This is a genomic window from Nocardioides sp. (assembly GCF_029937575.1).
Lineage (GTDB): Bacteria > Actinomycetota > Actinomycetes > Propionibacteriales > Nocardioidaceae > Nocardioides.
Genome location: NZ_JAPYPS010000070.1, coordinates 1 through 20,100, shown reverse-complemented (window position 1 = coordinate 20,100; position 20,100 = coordinate 1). Strand labels below are relative to the sequence as shown.

Genomic DNA, 20,100 nt, shown 5'->3' with positions numbered 1-20,100 from the left:
GATGACGACGGCGCGGCGCCGGGCCCTCGACCGGCGCCGCGCCGAGGCCGTCGCCGCGCGCAAGGCCCCGCTCCTCGCGGTCGAGGCGGGCCTCGTCGATGCGGCGCGCCGGCAGCTCGCCGACGTGGCGCCGCCCGGCGAGCACGGCGTCGTCGACGAGCGACTGCGACTCGTGCTGCTGTGCGCCCACCCGCGTCTGGCTCCGGAGCACGCCGCCGCCCTCACCCTGCGCCTGGTGCTCGGCGTGCCCACCGCCGACATCGCGCGTCTCTTCCTGGTCCCCCGCGCGACGATGGCCGCGCGACTCACCCGGGCGCGCAAGCAGCTGGCGGGCGAGTCGTTCGGCGTGCCGACGGGTGACGCGCTGCGACGACGGGTGCGCGCGGCGGCCGACATCGCCTACCTCGCGTTCACGGCCGGCTATGCCCCCGGCAGCGGTGCCGAGGTCGTCCGGGCCGACGAGGCCGGTGAGGCGCTGCGCCTGGTCCGGGTGCTGCGCGACCTGACGCCCGAGGAGGCCGCCGACGACCTCGACGCGCTGCTCGCCCTGATGCTGCTCCAGCACTCGCGCCGCGACGCCCGGGTCGACGACGGCGAGCTGGTCCTGCTGCCCGACCAGGACCGCACCCGCTGGCACCTCGACGAGGTCGCGGAGGCGCTGCGGCTGCTCACCCCGCTGGCCGCGGGTGCCCCGTCCACGCCGTACCTCCTCCAGGCGCTGATCGCCGCCGCCCACGCCACCGCCCGCTCCTCGGCGGAGACCGACTGGGAGCGCGTCGTGGGTTGGTACGCCGAGCTCGAGGAGCTCACCGCCAGCCCCGTGGTCCGGCTCAACCGAGCGGTCGCGGTAGCCGAGGCCTCGGGACCGCAGGCCGGGCTCGCCGTGCTGGAGGGCCTCGACCTCGCCGGGCACCGGCTGCCCGCCGTACGGGCCGAGCTCCTGGGGCGCGCCGGACGTGACGCCGAGGCGGTGCGGGAGTACGACGCCGCGCTGCTGCTGTGCGACAACGACGCCGAGCGGCGCCACCTGCTCAGGCGGCGCGCAGCCCGGGCCGCGCCCTGCTGAGGCTCAGGCCCCCAGGCCGGTGCCGACGAAGGCGGCGTACGACGGGTCGATCGTCGCGGCGGGCGCGACGATGTCGCTGACCGCGTCGAGGGTCTTGAGACCGTGACCGGTGTTGATGACGACCGTGTCGAGCGTCGGGTCGAGCTGGCCGGACTCGACGAGCTTCTTCAGCACGCCGACGGTGGTGCCGCCGGCGGTCTCGGTGAAGATGCCCTCGGTGCGGGCCAGCAGGACGATGGCCTCGCGGACCTCGTCGTCGGTGATGTCCTCGACCGCTCCGCCGGTCTCGCGGCAGATGTCGAGCACGTAGATGCCGTCGGCCGGGTTGCCGATGGCCAGGGACTTGGCGATCGTGTCGGGCTTGACCGGGCGGATCGCGTCGACGCCGGCCTTGTAGGCGACCGAGACCGGCGAGCAGCCGGTCGCCTGGGCGCCGAAGATCCGGTAGGGCTTGTCCTCGACGAGGCCGAGCTTGATCAGCTCACCGAAGGCCTTGTGCACCTTGGTCAGCTGGGAGCCGGAGGCGACCGGGATGACGATCTGGTCGGGGATCCGCCAGCCGAGCTGCTCGGCGATCTCGAAGCCCAGGGTCTTGGAGCCCTCGGCGTAGTAGGGCCGGACGTTGACGTTGACGAACGCCCACCCGTCCTCCTCGCCGGCGATCTCCTGGGCGAGCTTGTTGACGTCGTCGTAGTTGCCGTTCACCGCGACCAGGGAGTCGGTGAAGATCGCCGAGTTGACCTGCTTGGGCTTCTCGAGGTTGCTCGGGATGAAGACGACCGTGCGGATGCCGGCGCGCGCGCCCGCCGCAGCCACGGCGTTGGCGAGGTTGCCGGTCGAGGGACAGGCGAAGACCTTGGACTTGAACTCGGTGGCGGCGCTGAGCGCACAGGCCACGACCCGGTCCTTGAAGGAGTTGGTCGGGTTGGTCGAGTCGTCCTTGACCCACAGGTTGGTCAGGCCCAGCTCGGCGGCGAGGTTGTCGGCCTTGAGCAGCCGGGTGAAGCCGGGCTCGGTGTTGGGGCTCTGCTCGATGTCGGTCGGCACCGGCAGCAGCGCCTTGTATCGCCAGATGTTGCGCGGCCCGGCCTCGATCTCCTCGCGGGTGATCGCCGGGTAGGCGTAGGCGACCTCGAGCGGGCCGAAGCAGTCCGGGCACGCGTAGAAGGGGCCGAGCTCGACGACGTTGCCGCACTCACGACAGGAGAGGCCGGTCGCGTTGCCGAAGGCGCCCTCGCGGGGTGCGCCCTGGGCCGGGGTCGTCTCGGCGCCGGTGTCGGTGTCGGTAAGGGTGCTCATGAGTCCTCCTCCTCATCTTCCCTGGGGCGACTTTCGCTGCCAGGCGGAATTAGCACCGTTTCCATGATCCGTACCCCGGGTCTGGTCCGGGAGGCGGAGGTTCATGGCGGTTGCCGGGACTTCACTGGGCCGTTCCCTCAGTCCCTCTTGATGAGCTGGTCGAAACTGTACGTCGTCCTGTCTCACGATGCGTCATCGGGTCCCGCATGCTGGGACGAGATCAGGCTCGGAGGTGGCGGGCGTCCTCGGTGAGCATGGCGAGCATCTCGAGCACCCCGTCGGGCCCCTGGACCAGCACGTCGGCCAGGTCCTGCAGGGCGCTCTCCTCGTCGGAGGAGGAGCAGATCAGCAGGGTGGGCATCCCCTCGCGCCCCAGGTCGCGCACGGCCTCGAAGGCCTCGAGGTCGCCGAGGTCGTCGCCGGCGAAGACGAAGCCGCCGGCGCCGAGCTCCTCGACGAGGGTGGTCACGGCGGTGCCCTTGTGGATGCCCGGGGAGCGGACCTCGATCACGCTGCGCCCGGGCTCGACCACCAGGTCGTGGCGTCCGGCCAGGTCGCGCAGCTCGGGGAGCAGCCGGGCGAAGGCCTCGGCGTCGTCGGGGAGACGCCGGGTGTGGACGGCGACTGCGAGGCCCTTGTCCTCGACGAACGCCTCGGGGGCGTCCAGGCGCTTCAGCACGCGGGGCAGCTCCCGCTCGAAGGAGGCCAGCCCGGCCGGCGGGCGAGGCCCCACGACCCGGCGCCGGTGGGAGCTCCAGCGCTCGTTGCCGTACTGCCCGAAGAGGTAGAGGTCCTTGCCGGCTCGGTCGATGTCGTCGCCGACCTCCTCGAGGCCCCCGAGATCGAGAGCCTGGCGGGCCGGTCGCCCGGTGACGACGGCGACGGCCAGCACCTGGGTGGCCAGGTCGACCAGGACGGCGTCCGCATCAGGGTGGATGCGGGCCTTCTCCGGGTCGTCGACGATCGGGGCGAGAGTCCCGTCGAAGTCGAGACCGACCACGGTCTCGGCGGCCGCTCGGACGAGGGCCGCGTAGCGCTGCTCGCCGGCCGACGACGTGAATTCCACGTCTCCACCCAACCACGATCGGATGGACCGGCGGGGTGCTACCCGGCAAACGGCGATCGACACCGGGTTTCGGTCAGCGGTCACCTCACCGGGTTTCGTCTCACCCGTCGCGAGCTCGTGCCTCGCTCGCGGGGTTCGCTCAACCTTCGATCACGACGCCCCTGGCTTCGTTCCTCAGCCAGCGGCTGCGAGCTCCGCCGTGAGGATGACCGTGAGCCGGTCGAGCTTCATCGCGCCGTCGGCCGGGGCGGTGCGGCCGATCCCGAGGTCGAGCGCGAGCTGCTCGGCGGCGCGCTTGAGCCGGTCGGGGAAGTAGACGGTGTTGGTCGGGATGTTGCCGTACCAGTTGTCGGTGCCGACGACCTGCCAGCCGACGTCGGTGGCCTTGCTGCCGACGTTGCCGGCGAGGCCGGTGATCCCGGAGTTGTTGTAGACCTCGACGAAGACCTTGTCGCGCTTGATCTCGGGCTTGGGCTTCTTGGTCTTCGTAGGCTCGGTCGGGGTGGGGTCGGCACTCGCGGTGGGCGCGGACTCCTGGCGCACCGGGGTCGCGATCTCGCGCTCGGTCGGCTCTCCACCGCGGGTGGCCACGAAGGCGATCGCGGCCATCGCGACCGCGATGATGCTCAGCATCACCACGGGCGAGGGGAAGACGACGCCGTTGCCCTGGTTCCCCCGGGGAAGGTGGGGAGCCATCGACTCAGACCTCGAAGCCGAGACGGCGGGCGGAGCGCTGGCGCTGCCGCTGTGAGCGCAGGCGCCGGAGGCGCCGCACGAGCAGCGGGTCGGCCTCGATCGCCTCGGGGCGGTCGATCAGCGCGTTGAGCACCTGGTAGTAGCGCGTCGAGCTCATGTCGAACTTCTCCCGGACCGCGCTCTCCTTGGCCCCGGCGTACTTCCACCACTGGCGCTCGAACTCGAGGATCTCGCGGTCGCGGTCGCTCAGGGACTCGGCGGCGGTCTGCGCGTCGAGGTCGTTGCTTCGCTGGGCTTCCATCGCACGTCTCCTGCGAGGTCGGGGGTGGTGCTGGTCGTGACGGGGTGCTGCCACTGTAGACGCCGAATCACAGAGTTGTCATTCGCCTCGCGGTGTCGTGACAGGTGGGGCCCACGGGACGGATGATTCGTCGCCGGCGCCCTGCTGGGCCTCGCCAGGTCGGATGCACCACAGTGGGAGCATGACCGCACCCACCGGACCCGTCGGCTGGGGCATCCTGGCCACCGGCAAGATCGCCCGCACCTTCGCCGCCGACCTCGCCCTCGTCGACGACGCCCGCCTCGTCGCCGTCGGCTCCCGCACCGAGGCGTCCGCCCGGGCCTTCACCGACGAGCACGGCGGCCGCCCGCTCGGCTCGTACGCCGCCCTGGCGGCCGATCCCGAGGTGGACGTCGTCTACGTCGCCAGTCCCCACGCGCTGCACCTCGAGCACGTGCGCGCCCTGCTCGAGGCCGGCAAGCACGTCCTGTGCGAGAAGCCGCTCACGACCAGGCTCGAGGACGCCGAGACGATGGTCGCCCTGGCTCGCGAGCACGACCGGTTCCTGATGGAGGCGATGTGGACCGCCTGCCACCCGGTCGTGCGCACCGTCGTCGACGGGGTCCGCTCGGGCCGCTTCGGGAGGCCACGCCACCTGCACGCCGAGCTCGGCTTCCGGGTCGACGCCGGACCGGAGGACCGGATGCTCGATCCCAGCCTCGGAGCCAGCGCCCTGCTCGACATGGGCGTCTACTCGCTGACCATGGCGCACCTGCTCCTCGGCGAGGCCACCGACCTGACGGCGCGCGCCGCGCTCTCCGATCGCGGGATCGACCTGGACGTGGCGATCACGGGCGCCTACCCGGGCGGCGCGCTGGCCACCCTGACCGCGTCGATGACCTCGTGGTCCTCGCGCTCGGCCAGCCTGGCCACCGACCTCGGTCGCCTGGACCTGTCCGACTTCCACCACCCGACGGCGGCGACCTACACGCCGTACGACGTCGGGGCCGAGCAGGGCGCCGGAGTCGTCCGCGCCGAGCCGGTCGACCTGGTGGCGGAGTCGGAGCCGGTCATCGGTCGCGGGTACGCCCACGAGATCGTCGAGGTGGGGCGGTGCCTGCGCGCCGGGCTGCGGGAGAGCCCACTGGTCCCCTGGAGCCAGACCCTCACCCTGATGCGTCAGCTGCAACGGCTCATCGACGAGGCCGGCATCGCCGTCGGCTGAGCTCTCCGCCCCACGGGTGACGGCAGCGCCCACCGCCTCGACTAGGGTTGACGTGTGGCAGCAGACCTCGTGATCGTCGCCAACCGGCTGCCCGTCGACCGGGTGACCCGTCCCGACGGCACCGTTGAGTGGCGGCCCTCCCCCGGCGGTCTCGTCACCGCGATCGAGCCGGTGATGCGCGCCAACGACGGCACCTGGATCGGGTGGCCGGGCGGCACGGAGCAGGACCTCGAGCCCTTCGAGGCCGACGGGCTGCACCTCGTGCCGATGTCGATGACCCCCGAGGAGATCGAGGGCCACTACGAGGGCTTCTCCAACGGCACCCTGTGGCCGCTCTACCACGACCTGGTCGCGAAGCCGGAGTTCCACCGCGAGTGGTGGGACTCCTACGTCGGCGTCAACCAGCGCTTCGCCGAGAAGGCCGCCGAGGTCGCCGCCGAGAGCGCCACCGTGTGGGTCCACGACTACCAGCTGCAGCTGGTCCCGCAGATGCTGCGCGAGCTGCGTCCGGACCTGCGGATCGGCTTCTACCTGCACATCCCGTTCCCGCCGGCCGAGCTCTTCCAGCAGCTGCCGTGGCGCCGCCAGATCCTCGAGGGGCTGCTCGGCGCCGACCTGCTCGGCTTCCAGCTGCCCGGCGGCGCGCAGAACTTCGTCCGCCTGGTGCGTCAGCGGGTCGGCCACAAGACCCACCGCGACCTCGTCTACCTGCCCGACGGCCGCACGGTGCGCGCCGCGGCGTTCCCCATCTCGATCGACGCCGCCGGGTTCGAGGAGCTCGCCCAGACCGAGGCCGTCGCCGAGCGCGCGACAGCCATCCGCGAGGCCCTGGGCAACCCCCGCCGGATCTTCCTCGGCATCGACCGCCTCGACTACACCAAGGGCATCTACGCCCGGCTGCGCGCCTTCAGCGAACTGATCGCCGACGGTCACCTCGACGTCGAGGACGCGGTCTTCGTGCAGGTGGCGGTGCCCTCGCGCGAGCAGGTCGAGCAGTACCGGATCCTGCGCGACGACATCGACCGCCTCGTCGGTCGGATCAACGGCGACCTGGGCCGGATCGGGCGCCCGGCGATCAGCTACCTGCACTCCTCCTACCCCCGCGAGGAGATGGCGGCGCTGTACCGCGCCGCCGACGTCATGGTGGTGACGCCGTACCGCGACGGGATGAACCTGGTCGCCAAGGAGTACGTCGCCTGCCGCTTCGACAACGACGGGGCGCTCGTGCTCTCCGAGTTCGCCGGTGCCGCCGCCGAGCTGCGCCAGGCGTGGCTGGTCAACCCCTACGACATCAACGGCATGAAGTCGGCGCTCCTCGAGGCCTTCCAGGCCGACGAGAAGCAGCTGACCCGGCGGATGAAGGCGATGCGCAAGACGATCAGCCAGCACGACGTCGCGGCCTGGGCGGCCTCCTTCATGCTCGAGCTGGAGGACAGCGGCGACGGCACGCACGCCAAGACGGTGCGAGCGGTCAAGCGTTCGTGACCGCAGACGGCTGGGGTGACGTCGTCCTGATCTGCGACGACGCGGTCACCGGCATCGCCGTCGTCGAGCGGGGCGACCCACTGGTCGACTCCACGGGTCTGCTGCCGTGGTCGGGCCCCTCGCCGGACCCGGTCTCCAGGTGGGTGCGCGCGCCCCTCCTCGAGCGTCTCGGCAACGCGGCGGCGGCGCTCCCGACCGACCTGCGCCTGGCCCTCAACGAGGGCTACCGCCGCCCGAGCCTGCAGCGCCACTACTTCGACGGGTACGCCGCCCGGTTGCGCGAGCAGCGCCCCGAGGCGGACGCCGCCGAGATCCACCGGCTCGCCAGCCGCTACATCTCGCCGCCCGCCATCGCCCCGCACACCGCCGGCGCCGCGGCCGACGTCGTCCTGACCGACCCCGACGGGGTCGTCCTGGACGTCGGGTGCCCCATCGACGCCAACCCGGAGGAGAGCAGCGGACGCTGCTACACCGCGCATCCCGACGTACGAGGCGAGGCCGCGCTCCTGCGTCGCACCCTGGTCGACGCGCTCACCGGCGTCGGGCTGGTCAACTACCCCACCGAGTGGTGGCACTGGTCGTACGGCGACCGGTACTGGGCGCTGGGAAGCGGAGCACCGCACGCACTTTTCGACGCGTGCGAGCACCCCTCGGGGTAGTTTGCGCCTGTGGACCTGATCCCCAAACCCGACCAGGTGGTCTCGGCCGCCAGCAACGTCGCCCACAAGGTGTTCTACGGCGGCCTCGCCGACCTGCGTCCGATGCCGCGCACCCTCATCGACGAGGGCACCCTGCGCGAGGTCTACCACTACCGCCCCGCCGCCAAGGTCAAGGAGCAGGGCGACCCCGTCCTGCTGGTGACCCCGCTGGCCGCCCCCGCGCTCTGCTTCGACCTGCGCCGCGGGTGCTCGCTGGTGGAGCACTTCGTCGAGGCCGGCCGCCCGACCTACCTGGTGGAGTACGGCCAGGTCTCGTTCCGCGACCGCAACCTCGGGATGGAGCACTGGATCGAGGAGGTCCTGCCGACCGCCATCCGCGAGGTCTCCGCCCACGCGGGCGGTCGCCCGGTGCACGTCGTCGGCTGGAGCCTCGGCGGGATCTTCTCCCTGCTCGCGGCCGCCGGCGACACCGACCTGCCGATCGCCTCGCTGGGCGTCGTGGGATCGCCCTTCGACGTCAGCCTCGTGCCGCTGGTCGCACCCCTGCGCCCCCTGCTCAACCTCGCGGCCGGTCGTGGTCCGATCACCCGCGGCTACCAGGCGCTGGGGGGCGCACCCAAGCCCCTGGTCAAGTGGGCCTTCCAGCTGTCCTCGGTGCAGAAGCTGGTCACCAAGCCGATCGCTCTGGCCACCCATCTCGACGACGCCGACTTCCTCGCCCAGATCGAGGCCGTCGACCGGTTCATGGACAACATGATCGCCTACCCGGGCCGCTCGTTCGGTCAGCTGTACCACCGCTTCGTCAAGGGCAACGGGCTGGTCGACGGCACCTTCGAGACCGGCGGCCGCACCATCTCGCTGGCCGACATCACCGTGCCCGTCGTGGTCTTCGGCGGGGCCAACGACGGCATCGCCCCGGTGCCGGCGGTGCGGGCCGTGCTCCCGCTGCTCAGCGGCTCACCGGAAGTCCGCTTCGAGATCGTGCCCGGCGGACACCTCGGCATGCTCACCGGCCGCGCCGCGCGGGGCACCACCTGGACCGTGCTCGACGAGTGGATCTCGCAGTGGTCGAGCCAGGAGCCCGACGCCGAGGAGGCCGCAGCAGGCGGCGCCGACGGTGATGCACCTGCCATCGGCACGGGACGGCGTACGCACGGGTCGAAGGCGTCGCGCAGCCTGGCCCGTTGAGTGCGCCGGTGAGCTCCTCGGCGACGGGCCCGCTCCCCCGGCGCGTCCGCATGGGCTATGGCATGGGATCCGTCGCGACGGGCGCCTTCGGGACCGTCCCCGGGCTGATGCTGCTGCCGTACCTGACCGACACCCTCGGCATCGCCGCCGTGCTCGCGGGCGTGATCGTCGTGCTGCCCAAGGCCTGGGACGTCGTGCTGAACCCGATCGCGGGACGGATCAGTGATCGCACCGTCGACCCGCGCGGGGCGCGACGGCCCTGGCTGCTGCGCGCGGGGCTGCTGCTGGCCCTGACCTTCGCGCTGCTGTTCGCCGCCCCCGACCTCGGCTCGCGGGGCCTCAACGCCGCGTGGGTGCTCATCGCCTTCCTGGCCTGCGCGTCGGCGTACGCGTTCTTCCAGGTGCCGTTCGTGGCGATGCCGGCGGAGATCACCGACTCCCCGCTCGAACGCACCCGGCTGATGACCTGGCGGGTCGCGCTGCTCGCCCTGACGATCCTGGTCGCCGGCGCCAGCGCTCCCGCGATCCGCGACGGGCTCGACGGGCGCGCCGGCTACCGGGTGATGGGACTGGTGATGGCGGTGGTGATCGTGATCGGCGTCGTCGGCGTCTACCGCGGCACCCGGACGGCTCCGATCGGTCGCGTGGAGCCGGGCTCGGGCACCCTGCGCGACCAGCTGCGCCTGGTCGCCGGGGCGCGCCAGTTCCGGCTGCTGCTGACGACCTTCGTCATCCAGGCGCTGGCGATCGGCTGCATGCTCGCCGGCGTCGACTACCTCGCCGACGACGTGCTGCAGAGCGAGGGGGCAGCGACGATCCTGTTCGTCTGCTTCGTGGGACCGGCCCTGCTCCTGACCCCGCTCTGGTCGCGGATCGGGGAGCGGATCGGCAAGCGGGCCGGCTATCTCGTCTCTTCCGTCGTCCTGGGCGTCGGTGCCGCCCTGGCACTGTGCGCACAGGTGGCACCGACCGGCGTGGTCTTCGCCGCCACCGGCCTCATCGGCGTCGGGTACGCCGGCTGCCAGGTGTTCCCGCTGTCGATGCTGCCCGACGTGGCCGCCCTCGACGCCGTCACCACCGGGGAGAACCGGATCGGGGTCTTCACCGGGGTCTGGACAGCCGGCGAGACGCTCGGGCTCGCCCTCGGGCCCGGGCTCCTGGCCCTGGTGCTCGCGATCGGCGGCTACGCCTCCGGCACGTCCGGCGACGTGGTGCAGTCCGAGGGAGCCCGTACCGCGATCACCCTGGGCTTCTCGATCGTGCCCGCCCTGCTCATCGCCACCAGCCTGTGGTGGCTGACGCGCTACCGGCTCGACGAGTCACCCACCGCCATCCCCCACCACGACGCCACGGAGGGCGCATGACCGACGACCTGACCGAGCACCTCTCCCACCTGCGAGCTCGCCTGGGCTCCCTGCAGGAGGACGATCTCCCCGTGCACGGCGGGCGCACCCTGGCCTACGTCTACGACTCCGGCCTGGGCGCCGTCGACGAGCTCGCTCGCGAGGCCGTCGCCGCCTACGCCGGCTCCAACGGGCTCGACCCGACGGCCTTTCCGAGCCTGCTGCAGATGGAGAACGACCTCGTCGCCTTCGCCGCCGGGATCCTCGATGCTCCCGACTCGGCGGTCGGGACGATCACCTCCGGTGGCACCGAGTCGGTGCTGCTCGCGGTCCAGTCAGCCCGCGACGCCCACCCCGAGGTGACCAGCCCGTCCATGGTGCTGCCGAGCACTGCCCACGCGGCCTTCCACAAGGCGGCGCACTACTTCGGCGTGCGAGCGGTGCTCGTGCCCGTCGGGCCGGACTTCCGCGCCGACCCCGACGCCATGGCGGCCGCCATCGACGACAGCACGGTCCTCGTGGTGGCCAGCGCGCCGTCGTACGCCCATGGGGTGGTCGACCCCGTGACCGAGGTCGCTGCCGCCGCCGCGGCGCGCGGGATCCGTTGCCACGTCGACGCGTGCATTGGGGGTTGGGTGCTGCCGTACGCCGCCCGGCTCGGCCGCGCGGTGCCGCCGTGGACGTTCGCGGTCGAGGGCGTCACCTCGATCTCGGTCGACCTGCACAAGTACGCCTACGCCCCGAAGGGCGCGTCCCTGCTGCTGCACCGGACCCCCTCCCTGCGCCGTCCGCAGTACTTCGCCAGCGCCGCGTGGCCCGGCTACACGATGCTCAACTCGACGATGCAGTCCACGCGGTCCGGAGGTCCGGTCGCAGGCGCCTGGGCAGCGGTGCACGCCATCGGGGACGCCGGCTACGAGCGGCTCACCGCGGAGGTCTTCGGCGCGGTCGACGCCCTCGTCGCCGGCGTGGCGGACATCGACGGGGTCGGGGTCGTGGTGCCGCCCGACTCGACGCTGATCGCCCTGGTGACCGACGAGACCTGTGACCCGTTCACGATCTGCGACGAGATGGCCGAGCGCGACTTCTACGTCCAGCCCCAGCTCTCCTACGGGGACCAGGCCGCCACCGTCCACCTGTCCGTCAGCGCCGCGACCCTACCGCTGGTCGACGACCTGCTGGCCGCCCTGGCCTCCTCGGTGGAGGCCGCCCGGGCGGCCGGGCCGGTGCGGGTCGACCCGGGGATCGCGGCGTACGTCGCCTCGCTCGACCCCGCCGGGATCGGCGACGACGAGTTCGACGGACTGCTCGAGGCGGCCGGCCTGCTGGGTCCGGGTCCGGGTCCGGACGACGCGGCGCCGGGCACGTCGTCCGGGTTGGCGCTGCCGTCGCGGATGGCCGAGGTCAACGCGTTGCTCGACCTCGCGACGCCGGCGTTGCGCGAGGCGGTGCTGGTGGCGTTCCTGGACCGGCTCCAGCGGCACGGCGAACGTCCCAGCGGCTGAGGCGGAGCGACCGGCACGATGCACCATGTCCGCGGCGACACACCGTCTGCCCCGGGGCAGGACCGAACTAGTCATTTCGGGCTACAGAGGCCGGGCCCCTTGCCGGAGCACAATGTCCCTGTTCTCTCCTATGGTCGACGTTGCGTGACACCGCGGTCATGCACCCCCCACACACCCCGACCATGCTCTGACCCCGAAGAGGGCCCCATGACCAGCGCGACCGGCCGACTGCAGCTCATGAAGACCGCGCCCACGTCTGCCGAGGGCGAGGACACCTCGCTCGCGGCCCTCGCCGGCATCGACCTCGACGACGGACGTCTGGCCCATCCGGCCACGCACGGCCTGCGCCGCGGTGACGACGCTCCCCGGAGCCGGCAGGCGGCCGAGAACGAGCTCGTCGGCTTCGTCTGCGACCTCCTGCAGGCCCCGGACGAGACGGTCGGCACCGTGGCGGCTGGGCTCGTCGAGTCCGCCCTGATGGTCCTGCGGGCCGCGCGCGACGCCCGCCCCACCCTGCGTCGCCCCACGGTGGTGCTCCCCCAGTCTGCCCACCCCGCCTGGTTCGCCGCTGCGGCGGCAGTCGGTGTGACCGCCGTCGTGGCGCCGGTCGCGGCCGACGGCTCGGTCCAGGTCGGTCCGATGACCTCGCTGATCCGCGAGGACGCGGTGCTCGTCGTGGCCTCCGCCCCGTCCTACACCCACGGCACGGTCGACCCGGTCGGCTGGATCGCCGCAGCAGCCTCGGCCCACGAGGTCCCGCTCCACGTCGACGCCTCCAACGGCGGGTGGGCGCTCGCCTACGCCGAGCTCGCCGGCCGGGTGCGGCAGCCCTGGGGTTTCGCAGTCCCGGGAGTCGCCTCCGTCACCATCGACGTCGGCCCCGAGCGCGGGACGTCTGCCGACCTGTCCGTGCTGCTCCACCGCGACGCCGCCGACCGCCGAGCCGTCCACGCCTCCAGCCTCGGTCCTCGCGGCCCCCTCGACACCGCGACGACATGGAGCCCGCCCAGCGGCGTGCTCGGCGAGCTCGCCGAGACCCTGCACGAGGTCGGCCACGACCGCTGCGCCGAGCTCGCGCTCGGGGCGCTCGACGCCACCGCCGCGCTGGCCGAGGGACTGCTCGATGCCCGGGGCATCACCCTCGTGGCTCGTCCCGACGCCACCACGATCGCGCTGCGTGCCGACACGACCTGCGACATCTTCGTCTTCGCCGACGCGCTGCACCACCGCGGCTGGTCGGCCCAGCCGCTCTTCCCGGAGAACGGCCCGCCGTTGCTGCGCCTGCCGGTGACGGCGGCGATGCTGCCCTTCCTCGGCGACTGCCTCGAGGCGATGGAGGAGGCTGCGGCGGAGGCCCAGGCCCGCGGCCGCGCGCGCGTCGACCCCACGCTCGAGCGACTCCTGGAGAAGATCGACCCCTCCGACGTGAGCCCCTACTCGGCCGGGCTGCTGCTCGACGCCGCGGCGGTGCTGGACGAGGCCGACAGCGAGCACCCCGGACGCCGCTCGGCGACCAACCTGCTCCTCAAGGCCGCAGCGCCCGTCGTGCGCGAGACGTTGGTGACCTTCCAGCGCGACCGGCTCAGCCGCCCGCTGCGGCGGGGCACACCCACGCTCGACCTGGTCGGCCACGAGACCGAGTAGGACTCACCGCCCGACGGTCGCCTCCACGTCGGCGAGGGTGTAGGCCCCGGCATCCGTGCCCAGCCCGCGCGCGACCTGGCCCGCGGTGGCGCATCCGAGGCGCGCCGAGGCCTCCAGGTCGCGGCCGAGCGAGCGCCCACGCAGGAAGCCGGCCGAGAAGGCGTCCCCGCAGCCGGTCGTGTCGACCAGGTCCGCCTCGGCGATCGGGTACGCCGGCACCTCGACGACTCCCTCCGCCGTCACGACGAGTGCCCCTCGCGCGCCCTGGGTGACCGCCACGCAGCCCGCCCCGGCCTCGACCAGGGCCCTGGCCCCGGTCGCGAGGTCGTCCTGACCGGTGAAGCCGCGCACCTGCTCGTCGTTGGGCAGCAGGTAGTCGGTGTGCGGCAGCGCGTCGGCGATCCAGGCCAGCAGGTCCGGGTCGCCGGGAGCCAGGACGTCGACAGAGGTGGTCATCCCCTCGCCCCTGGCCCAGGCGAGGAGCTCACCGGCAGCCGGACCACCCAGGAACTCGGGTCCGCCCAGGTGCAGGTGGTCGAGACCGGTGAGGGCGGCCCGGTCCAGCAGGTCGAGGGTGAAGGCGCCGTTGGCGCCGATGCAGTGCCACGCCGGGCGGTCCTTCGAGGCACCGTCGGGACGGACGGGGAGCACCGAGGCCGACGTCTGGTGCTCCTCCAGACGCACCAGGCCCTGGGTGCCCACGCCTTCGCGCGCCAGCAGGGAGAGCAGCACGTCGGCGATCGGGTCGGTGCCGATCGCGCCGTACGACGTCACCTCGGCGCCGAGGCGGGCCAGCACCACCGCGGTGCCACCGGCGGTGCCGGCCGGAGACATCCGGATGGTCTCCACCAGCTGACCGTCCGAGCCGTCCGGGATCGACTCGATGCCGATGACGTGGGTGTCGAGGACGTGCACCCCGACGCAGGCGATCTTCATGTGTGCTCCTCGTGGCGGGCGGTGGGCTGCCCGTAGCTGCGGGTCAGGGCGGCGGCGATGACGTCGGCCTGCTGCTCGTCGGTGAGGGGACGGAGCTGTCCCAGGGTGCTGGCGCGGTGGTGCAGGGCGCAGAGCCACTCGAGCAGCAAGGCGTGCTCGACGGCGGCATCGAGCGAGGCCCCCACCGCCACCGAGCCGTGACTCGCCATCAGCGCCGCCTGGCGGTCGGCGAGCGCGGTCCGCACGTGGGTGGCGAGCTCGGGCGAGCCGAAGGTCGCATAGGGAGCGACGCGGGTCGCCCCGCCGAGCAGGAGGTGCTGGTAGTGCAGCACGGGCAGCTCGTCCAGCACGCAGGCGACTGCGGTGGAGTACGGCGCGTGCGTGTGCACCACGGCGCCCACCTCGGGGCGGTCGGCGTAGACGCCCAGGTGCAGGTCCAGCTCGGAGGTCGGCGACAGCGCCCCCTCGACGTACGACCCGTCGAGGCGGACCACCACCACGTCGTGCCGCTCGGCCACGCCGAGGGTGACTCCGGAACCGGTCACCGCCACCAGGTCACCGACGCGCACGCTGACGTTGCCGGCGGTGCCGACGAGAAGTCCCTCCTCGGCGAGTCGGCGGGCCGCGGACGCGACCTGCTCGCGGTGGCTCATCGCCGCCTGCCCCGACCGGGGAGGGCCACCTCGTAGCGCTCGAGGTAGGAGGTGAGCAGGGCGATGCCCTCCTCGATGATCGTCTCGTCACCCTGCGCGTCGTGCTCGAAGGCGAGCTGGAAGACGCGGTCCCCCAGCTCGACCGCCAGCACCGCTGCCGTCTCGGGCAGGTCCGGACCGGTCAGCCCCTCGGCCAGGGCCACCTCGCGCAGCGTCGCCGCGATCCGGCGGTTGTGCTCGCGACCGTAGGCGTGCAGCGCGGGGTTGGTGCGGCCGCGCAGGTAGATCTCGACGAACGCGCGGCGGCGGAGGTAGACCTTGACGAAGGCGCGCATGCTCGTCTCGACCAGGGCACCGACGCTCAGTGGGCCGGCGGCGCGGGCCACCTCCAGGTCGACGAGGGTCTGCTCGTCCATCTCGGCCATGTGTCTCTCGGCCAGCGCCAGCAGCACGGCCTCCTTGTCGGCGAAGTACTGGTAGAGCGAGGCCACCGGGACGTGCGCAGCCTCGGCGATCTCTCGCGTGGTGAGCGGTTCGACGCCGCGCTCCACGACGAGTCGCTCGGTTGCATCCAGCAACGCCTCGACCTTCTTGCGGCTTCTCGCCTGCATGGGGGCCCGGCGCGGGAGAGACTGGTCCCGAGCAAGGGCTGCGTCTGCCATGCGTCGGAGTGTAGGGTACGAAACCGAAACATGACACAGATTCAGGTTTGGCCCGTCCTGAGCCCCTCGAGGAGCCCCGTCATGACCCGTGATCCCCGCGTCGACCTCACCCGCCGCAGCCTGCTGGGAGTCGCCTCCGCCGCCGGAGCGGCCGCCGGGCTGGGCGCATTCGCGCTCGACGAGGCCGCCGCGGGCGAGAGCCTGGGGCGCCAGGGGCGCCTGCCCGCCAAGGTGGACGTCGTGGTGGTCGGCGGGGGGATCGCCGGCCTCGTCGCCGCCCGCGACGTGGCCGAGGCTGGACTGTCGGTCCTGCTGGTCGAGGCGCGCAACCGGGTCGGCGGTCGCGTGCTCAACCACGAGCTGAAGACGAAGGGCGCCACGATCGAGTCCGGGGGCGCCTTCGTCGGCCCGACCCAGACCCACATCCGTCGCCTCGCCAAGCAGCTGCACGTCCCGACGTTCAAGGAGTACAACACCGGGAGCAGCGTCTACGTCTCCTCCACGCTCGGCCGGATCGAGTACCCCGGCACCGTCCCGCCGGATCCCACGATCCTGGCCGACGCCGCGATCCTGCTGACCCTGATCGACCAGTACGCCGCCGAGATCGCCGTCGACGCGCCGTGGAGCCACCCGCGCGCCCGCGAGTGGGACCGGATGACCTTGCGTGACTTCATCCGCTCCACCGCGATCGTCAACCCCGAGGGCGTCGCCAACCTGATCGAGGCCTGGACCCAGCCCGGCTTCGGGGCCGACCCCAAGGAGCTGTCGTTCCTCTTCGTGCTCTGGTACGTCGCGTGCTCGGGCGACGAGCGCCACGTCGGCACCTTCGCGCGCAACTCCGAGACGGAGGGCGCCGCCCAGGAGCGCCGCTTCGTGGGCGGCTCCCAGCTCATCCCGCTGCGCCTGGCCCGCCGGCTCGGAGACATCGTGGCGCTGCGCGCGCCCGTCGACAGGATCGAGCAGCGCGACCACCGGGTCCGGGTGCACACTCGGCGGGGAGTGGTCACCGCCAAGCGGGTCATCGTCGCGGTGCCCCCACCGCTGCTCCTCGACATCGACTGGTCTCCCGGCCTCCCGAAGCAGCGCCGCAAGCTCCTCAAGCACCAGGAGATGGGCAAGCTGATGAAGTGCGACGCCGTCTACAGGACGCCGTTCTGGCGCCAGGACGGGCTCAACGGCTTCGGCATCAACGACTCCGGCGCGGCGCGGGCCGTCTTCGACAACAGCCCCAAGGACGGCGACCCCGGCGTGCTGCTCGCCTTCGTCGGCGGCGACACCTGGCGCGAGTTCGGACGGATCGGCAAGGCCAAGCGCCGTCAGGCGGTGCTCGAGGGCTTCGCCGCGATGTTCGGCGAGCAGGCGCTGCACCCGGTCGAGTACACCGAGCACGACTGGACCAAGGAGCGCTGGACCGGCGGCGGACCGACGTCCATCCACGCCGCCGACGGCTCGTTCTCACGCTTCGGTCCGGCGATCCGCCGTCCGTTCCGCCGCGTGCACTGGGCCGGCACCGAGACGTCGACCTACTGGAGCGGCTACATGGACGGCGCGGTGCGCTCGGGCGAGCGCGCTGCCGTCGAGGTCGTGGAGCGGCTGCGATGAGCCGCCTGCTCCCCGGACTCGGGGCACGACCTGTGGCCCGCGTGCTGGCCCTGCTCCTGGTCGGCACCCTGCTGGGGGTGCTGCCCGCCTCGCCGTCACCGGCCTCGGCCAAGCCCGGTGACGAGAAGTGGAGGACCCGCGTGTTCTCGCGGGTCCCGTCGCCCGGCTACCCGGCGTACGTCCACAAGCACACCAACGGTCGCGTCTACGCCGGCACCTACGTCGCCGGGGACCGGCAGCGCTCGCGCGTCTTCGAGTGGAGTCGCGGCGGCGCCCTGCTGCGGTCCTGGACCGTGCCCGACCAGCGCCTCGGCGCCGACCACGGGGTGCAGGTCGCCCACCAGACCAAGGACGGGCGCCTGGTCCTGCTCGAGACCTCGCGCCGTGCGGTGCTGACGCTGGACATCGCCACCGGGGAGTTCGAGAAGGTCGCGACCCTTCCGAGGGGGTCGGTGCCCAACTACGCGACCTGGGGGCCCAAGAACCTCTTCGTCACCGACTACGGCCAGGGCATCATCTGGCGAGTACGGCGCTCGGGTGCGGTGGAGAAGTGGTTCAGCGGCCCGGAGCTCGAGGGGGTGGCGGGCTTCGGGACGACAGGCATCGCCTACCGCCCGAAGCAGCGCGACCTTCTCATCACCCAGCAGACCACGTCCGACGCAAGCGCCGACCCGACCAGCGGCAAGCTGCTGCGGCTCAAGCTGGGCAAGAAGGGCCCGGGCGCCATCAGCACCATGTGGACCTCTCGACCCACCGACCTCCCCGACGGGTTCGGCATCGGGCGCTCCGGCCACATCTACATCGCGATGGTCGGCCTGACCCAGCAGCTGGTCGAGCTGACCGCCACGGGCCGGGAGGTGGACCGCTTCCCCGACGTCCCCTTCCTCGGGGAGAACGGCTCGCGGATCCCCTTCGACAGCCCGAGCAACGCGACCTTCCACGGCACGACCGTCCTGGTCGCCAACCAGTCCGCCATCCTCGGCAACGCCGATCACCAGGCGATCCTGCGGGTCGAGGTCGGCGAGAAGGGCAAGCGGCCACACCTGCCGCGTACGGCGACCTTCCGCACGCCCGGGTAGCCGCGAGCGACCGATCATCTCGGCGCGTAGTCTCGCGCGAGTGAGCGCACTCGCCGGTCTGGTGGACAAGGGCCTGATGGCAGCTGACTGGGCGCACGCACTTGCCCCGGTCGACGACCGGGTCGCCCGACTGGGGGCATTCCTCCGCGAGGAGGTCGCCGCGGGGCGGGGCTACCTGCCCGTCGGGGACGCCGTTTTCCGCGCCTTCCGGCGACCGTTGGCCGACGTACGCGTGCTGGTCGTTGGCCAGGACCCGTACCCGACTCCTGGACACCCGATCGGCCTCAGCTTCGCGGTGGAGCGCCACGTGTGGCCGCTGCCGCGCAGCCTGGTCAACATCTACACCGAGCTGCGCGCCGACCTCGCCGGGGGCGCTGGGGCCGGCGACGCGCAGCAGGCGTGGATCCCGCCGAAGCACGGCGACCTGAGCGGCTGGTCCGACCAGGGCGTGATGCTCCTCAACCGCGTCCTGACCGTGCGCCCGGAGGCCTCCGCCTCCCACCGGGGCAAGGGCTGGGAGGAGGTCACCGAGTGCGCCATCCGTGCGCTGGCGGCCCGCGCAGAGAGGTCTCCGCTGACCGCGCTCCTGTGGGGCCGCGACGCCCAGTCCCTCAAACCCCTGCTCGGTCCCATCCCGTGGGTCGAGTCCGCCCACCCCTCACCGTTGTCCGCATCCCGGGGATTCTTCGGGTCGCGGCCGTTCAGTCGGACCAACGCGATGCTGACCGAGCGTGGGGTGTCGCCCGTCGACTGGACGGCGCTCGCCGACCACGACGCCAGTGAGTCGCCGTAGCACCACGTCGAGCGGTATGGTTGAAATGTGAATGACTCGATGCCGGCGCTCTACATCGGCCACGGGGCGCCGCCACTGCTGGACGACCCGCTGTGGTCGGGTCAGCTGCGCGACTGGGCCGGCGACCTGCCGCGGCCCACGGCGATCCTGATCGTCAGCGCCCACTGGGAGTCGGCACCGATCTCGCTCACCGCCAGTGGCGCCCCCCTGGTCTACGACTTCGGCGGCTTCGACCCCAAGTACTTCCGGATGACCTACGAGACGCCCGACGCCACGGCGCTCGCCCAGCGCGTGGCGGCGATGATGCCCCGCACCGAGCCCGTCCACCAGCACGCCTCCCGCGGCCTGGACCACGGCGCCTGGGTGCCGCTGCGGATCATGTATCCCGAGGCGGACGTGCCGGTGCTGCAGTTGTCGCTGCCCACCCACGACCCGGCCACCCTGATGTCCCTGGGCGAGCGGCTCCGTCCGCTGCGCGACGAGGGCGTGCTCATCATCGGGTCCGGCTTCCTCACCCACGGGCTGCCGTTCCTCACGGAGTTCCGCATCGACGCCCCGGCGCCCGGCTGGTCGCAGGAGTTCGACGCCTGGGCAGGAGAGGCGATGGCCCGTGGGGACGTGGACACGCTGGTCGACTACGCCCACCGCGCCCCGGGGCTGCCCTACGCCCACCCGACCGTGGAGCACCTGAGCCCGCTGTTCGTCAGCCTCGGCGCCGCCTCGCGTCCCGACGCACCGGGCGAGCAGGTCATCGACGGCTTCTGGATGGGCCTGTCGAAGCGCTCGCTGCAGCTCGCCTGAGGACTCGCCACCTGCTGGTATCGCGGTGGGGTTGTCCGTGCCGATTCTCGTCCGTGGCGCCGTTCTTCGGGGTTGGTGTGGCGCCCGCGCGCGTAGTCGACCGGGTCTCGCCGTCAAG

At 72.4% G+C, this 20,100-nt stretch carries 19 protein-coding genes and 1 riboswitch; of the genes, 12 read left to right on the top strand and 7 right to left on the bottom strand.

Annotated features, from left to right (window positions below; genetic code table 11):
• Positions 1-1,066 (top strand): DUF6596 domain-containing protein (locus tag Q1K33_RS17660; RefSeq protein WP_300406058.1); only part of this gene is annotated, 1,066 nt, incomplete at its 5' end.
• Between the two features lie 3 nt (positions 1,067-1,069).
• Here the strand turns inward: Q1K33_RS17660 and thrC are convergent.
• The 4 genes from thrC to Q1K33_RS17640 form a co-directional block, all read right to left on the bottom strand.
• Positions 1,070-2,365 (bottom strand): threonine synthase, encoded by a 1,296-nt coding sequence (thrC, locus tag Q1K33_RS17655; protein WP_300406057.1) that lies wholly within the window; start codon positions 2,363-2,365, stop codon positions 1,070-1,072.
• 9 nt (positions 2,366-2,374) lie between these two features.
• A riboswitch (SAM riboswitch) is annotated at positions 2,375-2,522 on the bottom strand.
• Between the two features lie 63 nt (positions 2,523-2,585).
• Positions 2,586-3,431, bottom strand: a complete 846-nt coding sequence (otsB, locus tag Q1K33_RS17650) for a trehalose-phosphatase (protein WP_300406056.1) — start codon at positions 3,429-3,431, stop codon at positions 2,586-2,588.
• Between the two features lie 174 nt (positions 3,432-3,605).
• Positions 3,606-4,127, bottom strand: a complete 522-nt coding sequence (locus tag Q1K33_RS17645) for a LytR C-terminal domain-containing protein (RefSeq protein WP_300406055.1) — start codon at positions 4,125-4,127, stop codon at positions 3,606-3,608.
• Positions 4,128-4,131: 4 nt separating this feature from the next.
• Positions 4,132-4,428, bottom strand: coding sequence for a DUF3263 domain-containing protein (locus tag Q1K33_RS17640; protein ID WP_300406054.1), 297 nt, complete (start codon positions 4,426-4,428; stop codon positions 4,132-4,134).
• A 181-nt stretch (positions 4,429-4,609) separates the two neighbouring features.
• Between Q1K33_RS17640 and Q1K33_RS17635 the strand changes: the two genes are divergently transcribed.
• The 7 genes from Q1K33_RS17635 (at position 4,610) to Q1K33_RS17605 (ending at position 13,456) form a co-directional block, all read left to right on the top strand.
• Positions 4,610-5,632 (top strand): Gfo/Idh/MocA family oxidoreductase, encoded by a 1,023-nt coding sequence (locus Q1K33_RS17635; RefSeq protein WP_300406053.1) that lies wholly within the window; start codon positions 4,610-4,612, stop codon positions 5,630-5,632.
• Positions 5,633-5,686: 54 nt separating this feature from the next.
• Positions 5,687-7,117 (top strand): trehalose-6-phosphate synthase, encoded by a 1,431-nt coding sequence (locus tag Q1K33_RS17630; protein ID WP_300406052.1) that lies wholly within the window; start codon positions 5,687-5,689, stop codon positions 7,115-7,117.
• Positions 7,114-7,776: a M15 family metallopeptidase gene (locus tag Q1K33_RS17625; RefSeq protein WP_300406051.1), complete on the top strand. Its 663-nt coding sequence runs from the start codon at positions 7,114-7,116 to the stop codon at positions 7,774-7,776. Before Q1K33_RS17630 ends, Q1K33_RS17625 begins: the two co-directional genes overlap by 4 nt.
• A gap of 9 nt (positions 7,777-7,785) precedes the next feature.
• Positions 7,786-8,964 (top strand): alpha/beta fold hydrolase, encoded by a 1,179-nt coding sequence (locus tag Q1K33_RS17620; RefSeq protein WP_300406050.1) that lies wholly within the window; start codon positions 7,786-7,788, stop codon positions 8,962-8,964.
• A 62-nt stretch (positions 8,965-9,026) separates the two neighbouring features.
• Positions 9,027-10,328 (top strand): MFS transporter, encoded by a 1,302-nt coding sequence (locus Q1K33_RS17615; RefSeq protein ID WP_300406049.1) that lies wholly within the window; start codon positions 9,027-9,029, stop codon positions 10,326-10,328.
• Positions 10,325-11,812, top strand: coding sequence for an aminotransferase class V-fold PLP-dependent enzyme (locus Q1K33_RS17610; protein ID WP_300406048.1), 1,488 nt, complete (start codon positions 10,325-10,327; stop codon positions 11,810-11,812). Before Q1K33_RS17615 ends, Q1K33_RS17610 begins: the two co-directional genes overlap by 4 nt.
• A gap of 207 nt (positions 11,813-12,019) precedes the next feature.
• Positions 12,020-13,456, top strand: a complete 1,437-nt coding sequence (locus Q1K33_RS17605; protein ID WP_300406047.1) for an aminotransferase class V-fold PLP-dependent enzyme — start codon at positions 12,020-12,022, stop codon at positions 13,454-13,456.
• Between the two features lie 3 nt (positions 13,457-13,459).
• Here the strand turns inward: Q1K33_RS17605 and Q1K33_RS17600 are convergent, their stop codons facing one another.
• From Q1K33_RS17600 to Q1K33_RS17590, 3 genes are read right to left on the bottom strand one after another with little or no spacing between them, the layout of a single operon-like run.
• Complete coding sequence (locus Q1K33_RS17600; protein ID WP_300406046.1) at positions 13,460-14,392, bottom strand: carbohydrate kinase family protein; 933 nt, start codon at positions 14,390-14,392, stop codon at positions 13,460-13,462.
• Entirely contained in the window at positions 14,389-15,045 is a 657-nt protein-coding gene (locus Q1K33_RS17595; RefSeq protein ID WP_300406045.1) for a class II aldolase/adducin family protein, read from the bottom strand. The genes Q1K33_RS17600 and Q1K33_RS17595 overlap by 4 nt, the downstream gene beginning before the upstream one ends.
• Positions 15,042-15,707 (bottom strand): TetR/AcrR family transcriptional regulator, encoded by a 666-nt coding sequence (locus Q1K33_RS17590; protein WP_300406044.1) that lies wholly within the window; start codon positions 15,705-15,707, stop codon positions 15,042-15,044. Before Q1K33_RS17590 ends, Q1K33_RS17595 begins: the two co-directional genes overlap by 4 nt.
• 81 nt (positions 15,708-15,788) lie before the next feature.
• Between Q1K33_RS17590 and Q1K33_RS17585 the strand changes: the two genes are divergently transcribed.
• The 4 genes from Q1K33_RS17585 (at position 15,789) to Q1K33_RS17570 (ending at position 19,982) form a co-directional block, all read left to right on the top strand.
• Complete coding sequence (locus tag Q1K33_RS17585; RefSeq protein WP_300406043.1) at positions 15,789-17,309, top strand: FAD-dependent oxidoreductase; 1,521 nt, start codon at positions 15,789-15,791, stop codon at positions 17,307-17,309.
• Positions 17,306-18,388: a hypothetical protein gene (locus tag Q1K33_RS17580; protein ID WP_300406042.1), complete on the top strand. Its 1,083-nt coding sequence runs from the start codon at positions 17,306-17,308 to the stop codon at positions 18,386-18,388. The genes Q1K33_RS17585 and Q1K33_RS17580 overlap by 4 nt, the downstream gene beginning before the upstream one ends.
• Positions 18,389-18,464: 76 nt before the next feature.
• The gene (locus Q1K33_RS17575; RefSeq protein WP_300406059.1) at positions 18,465-19,181 is read left to right on the top strand and encodes a uracil-DNA glycosylase; all 717 of its coding nucleotides are present in this window, start codon (positions 18,465-18,467) and stop codon (positions 19,179-19,181) included.
• Between the two features lie 27 nt (positions 19,182-19,208).
• Entirely contained in the window at positions 19,209-19,982 is a 774-nt protein-coding gene (locus Q1K33_RS17570; protein ID WP_300406041.1) for a class III extradiol ring-cleavage dioxygenase, read from the top strand.
• Positions 19,983-20,100: the final 118 nt, after the last annotated feature.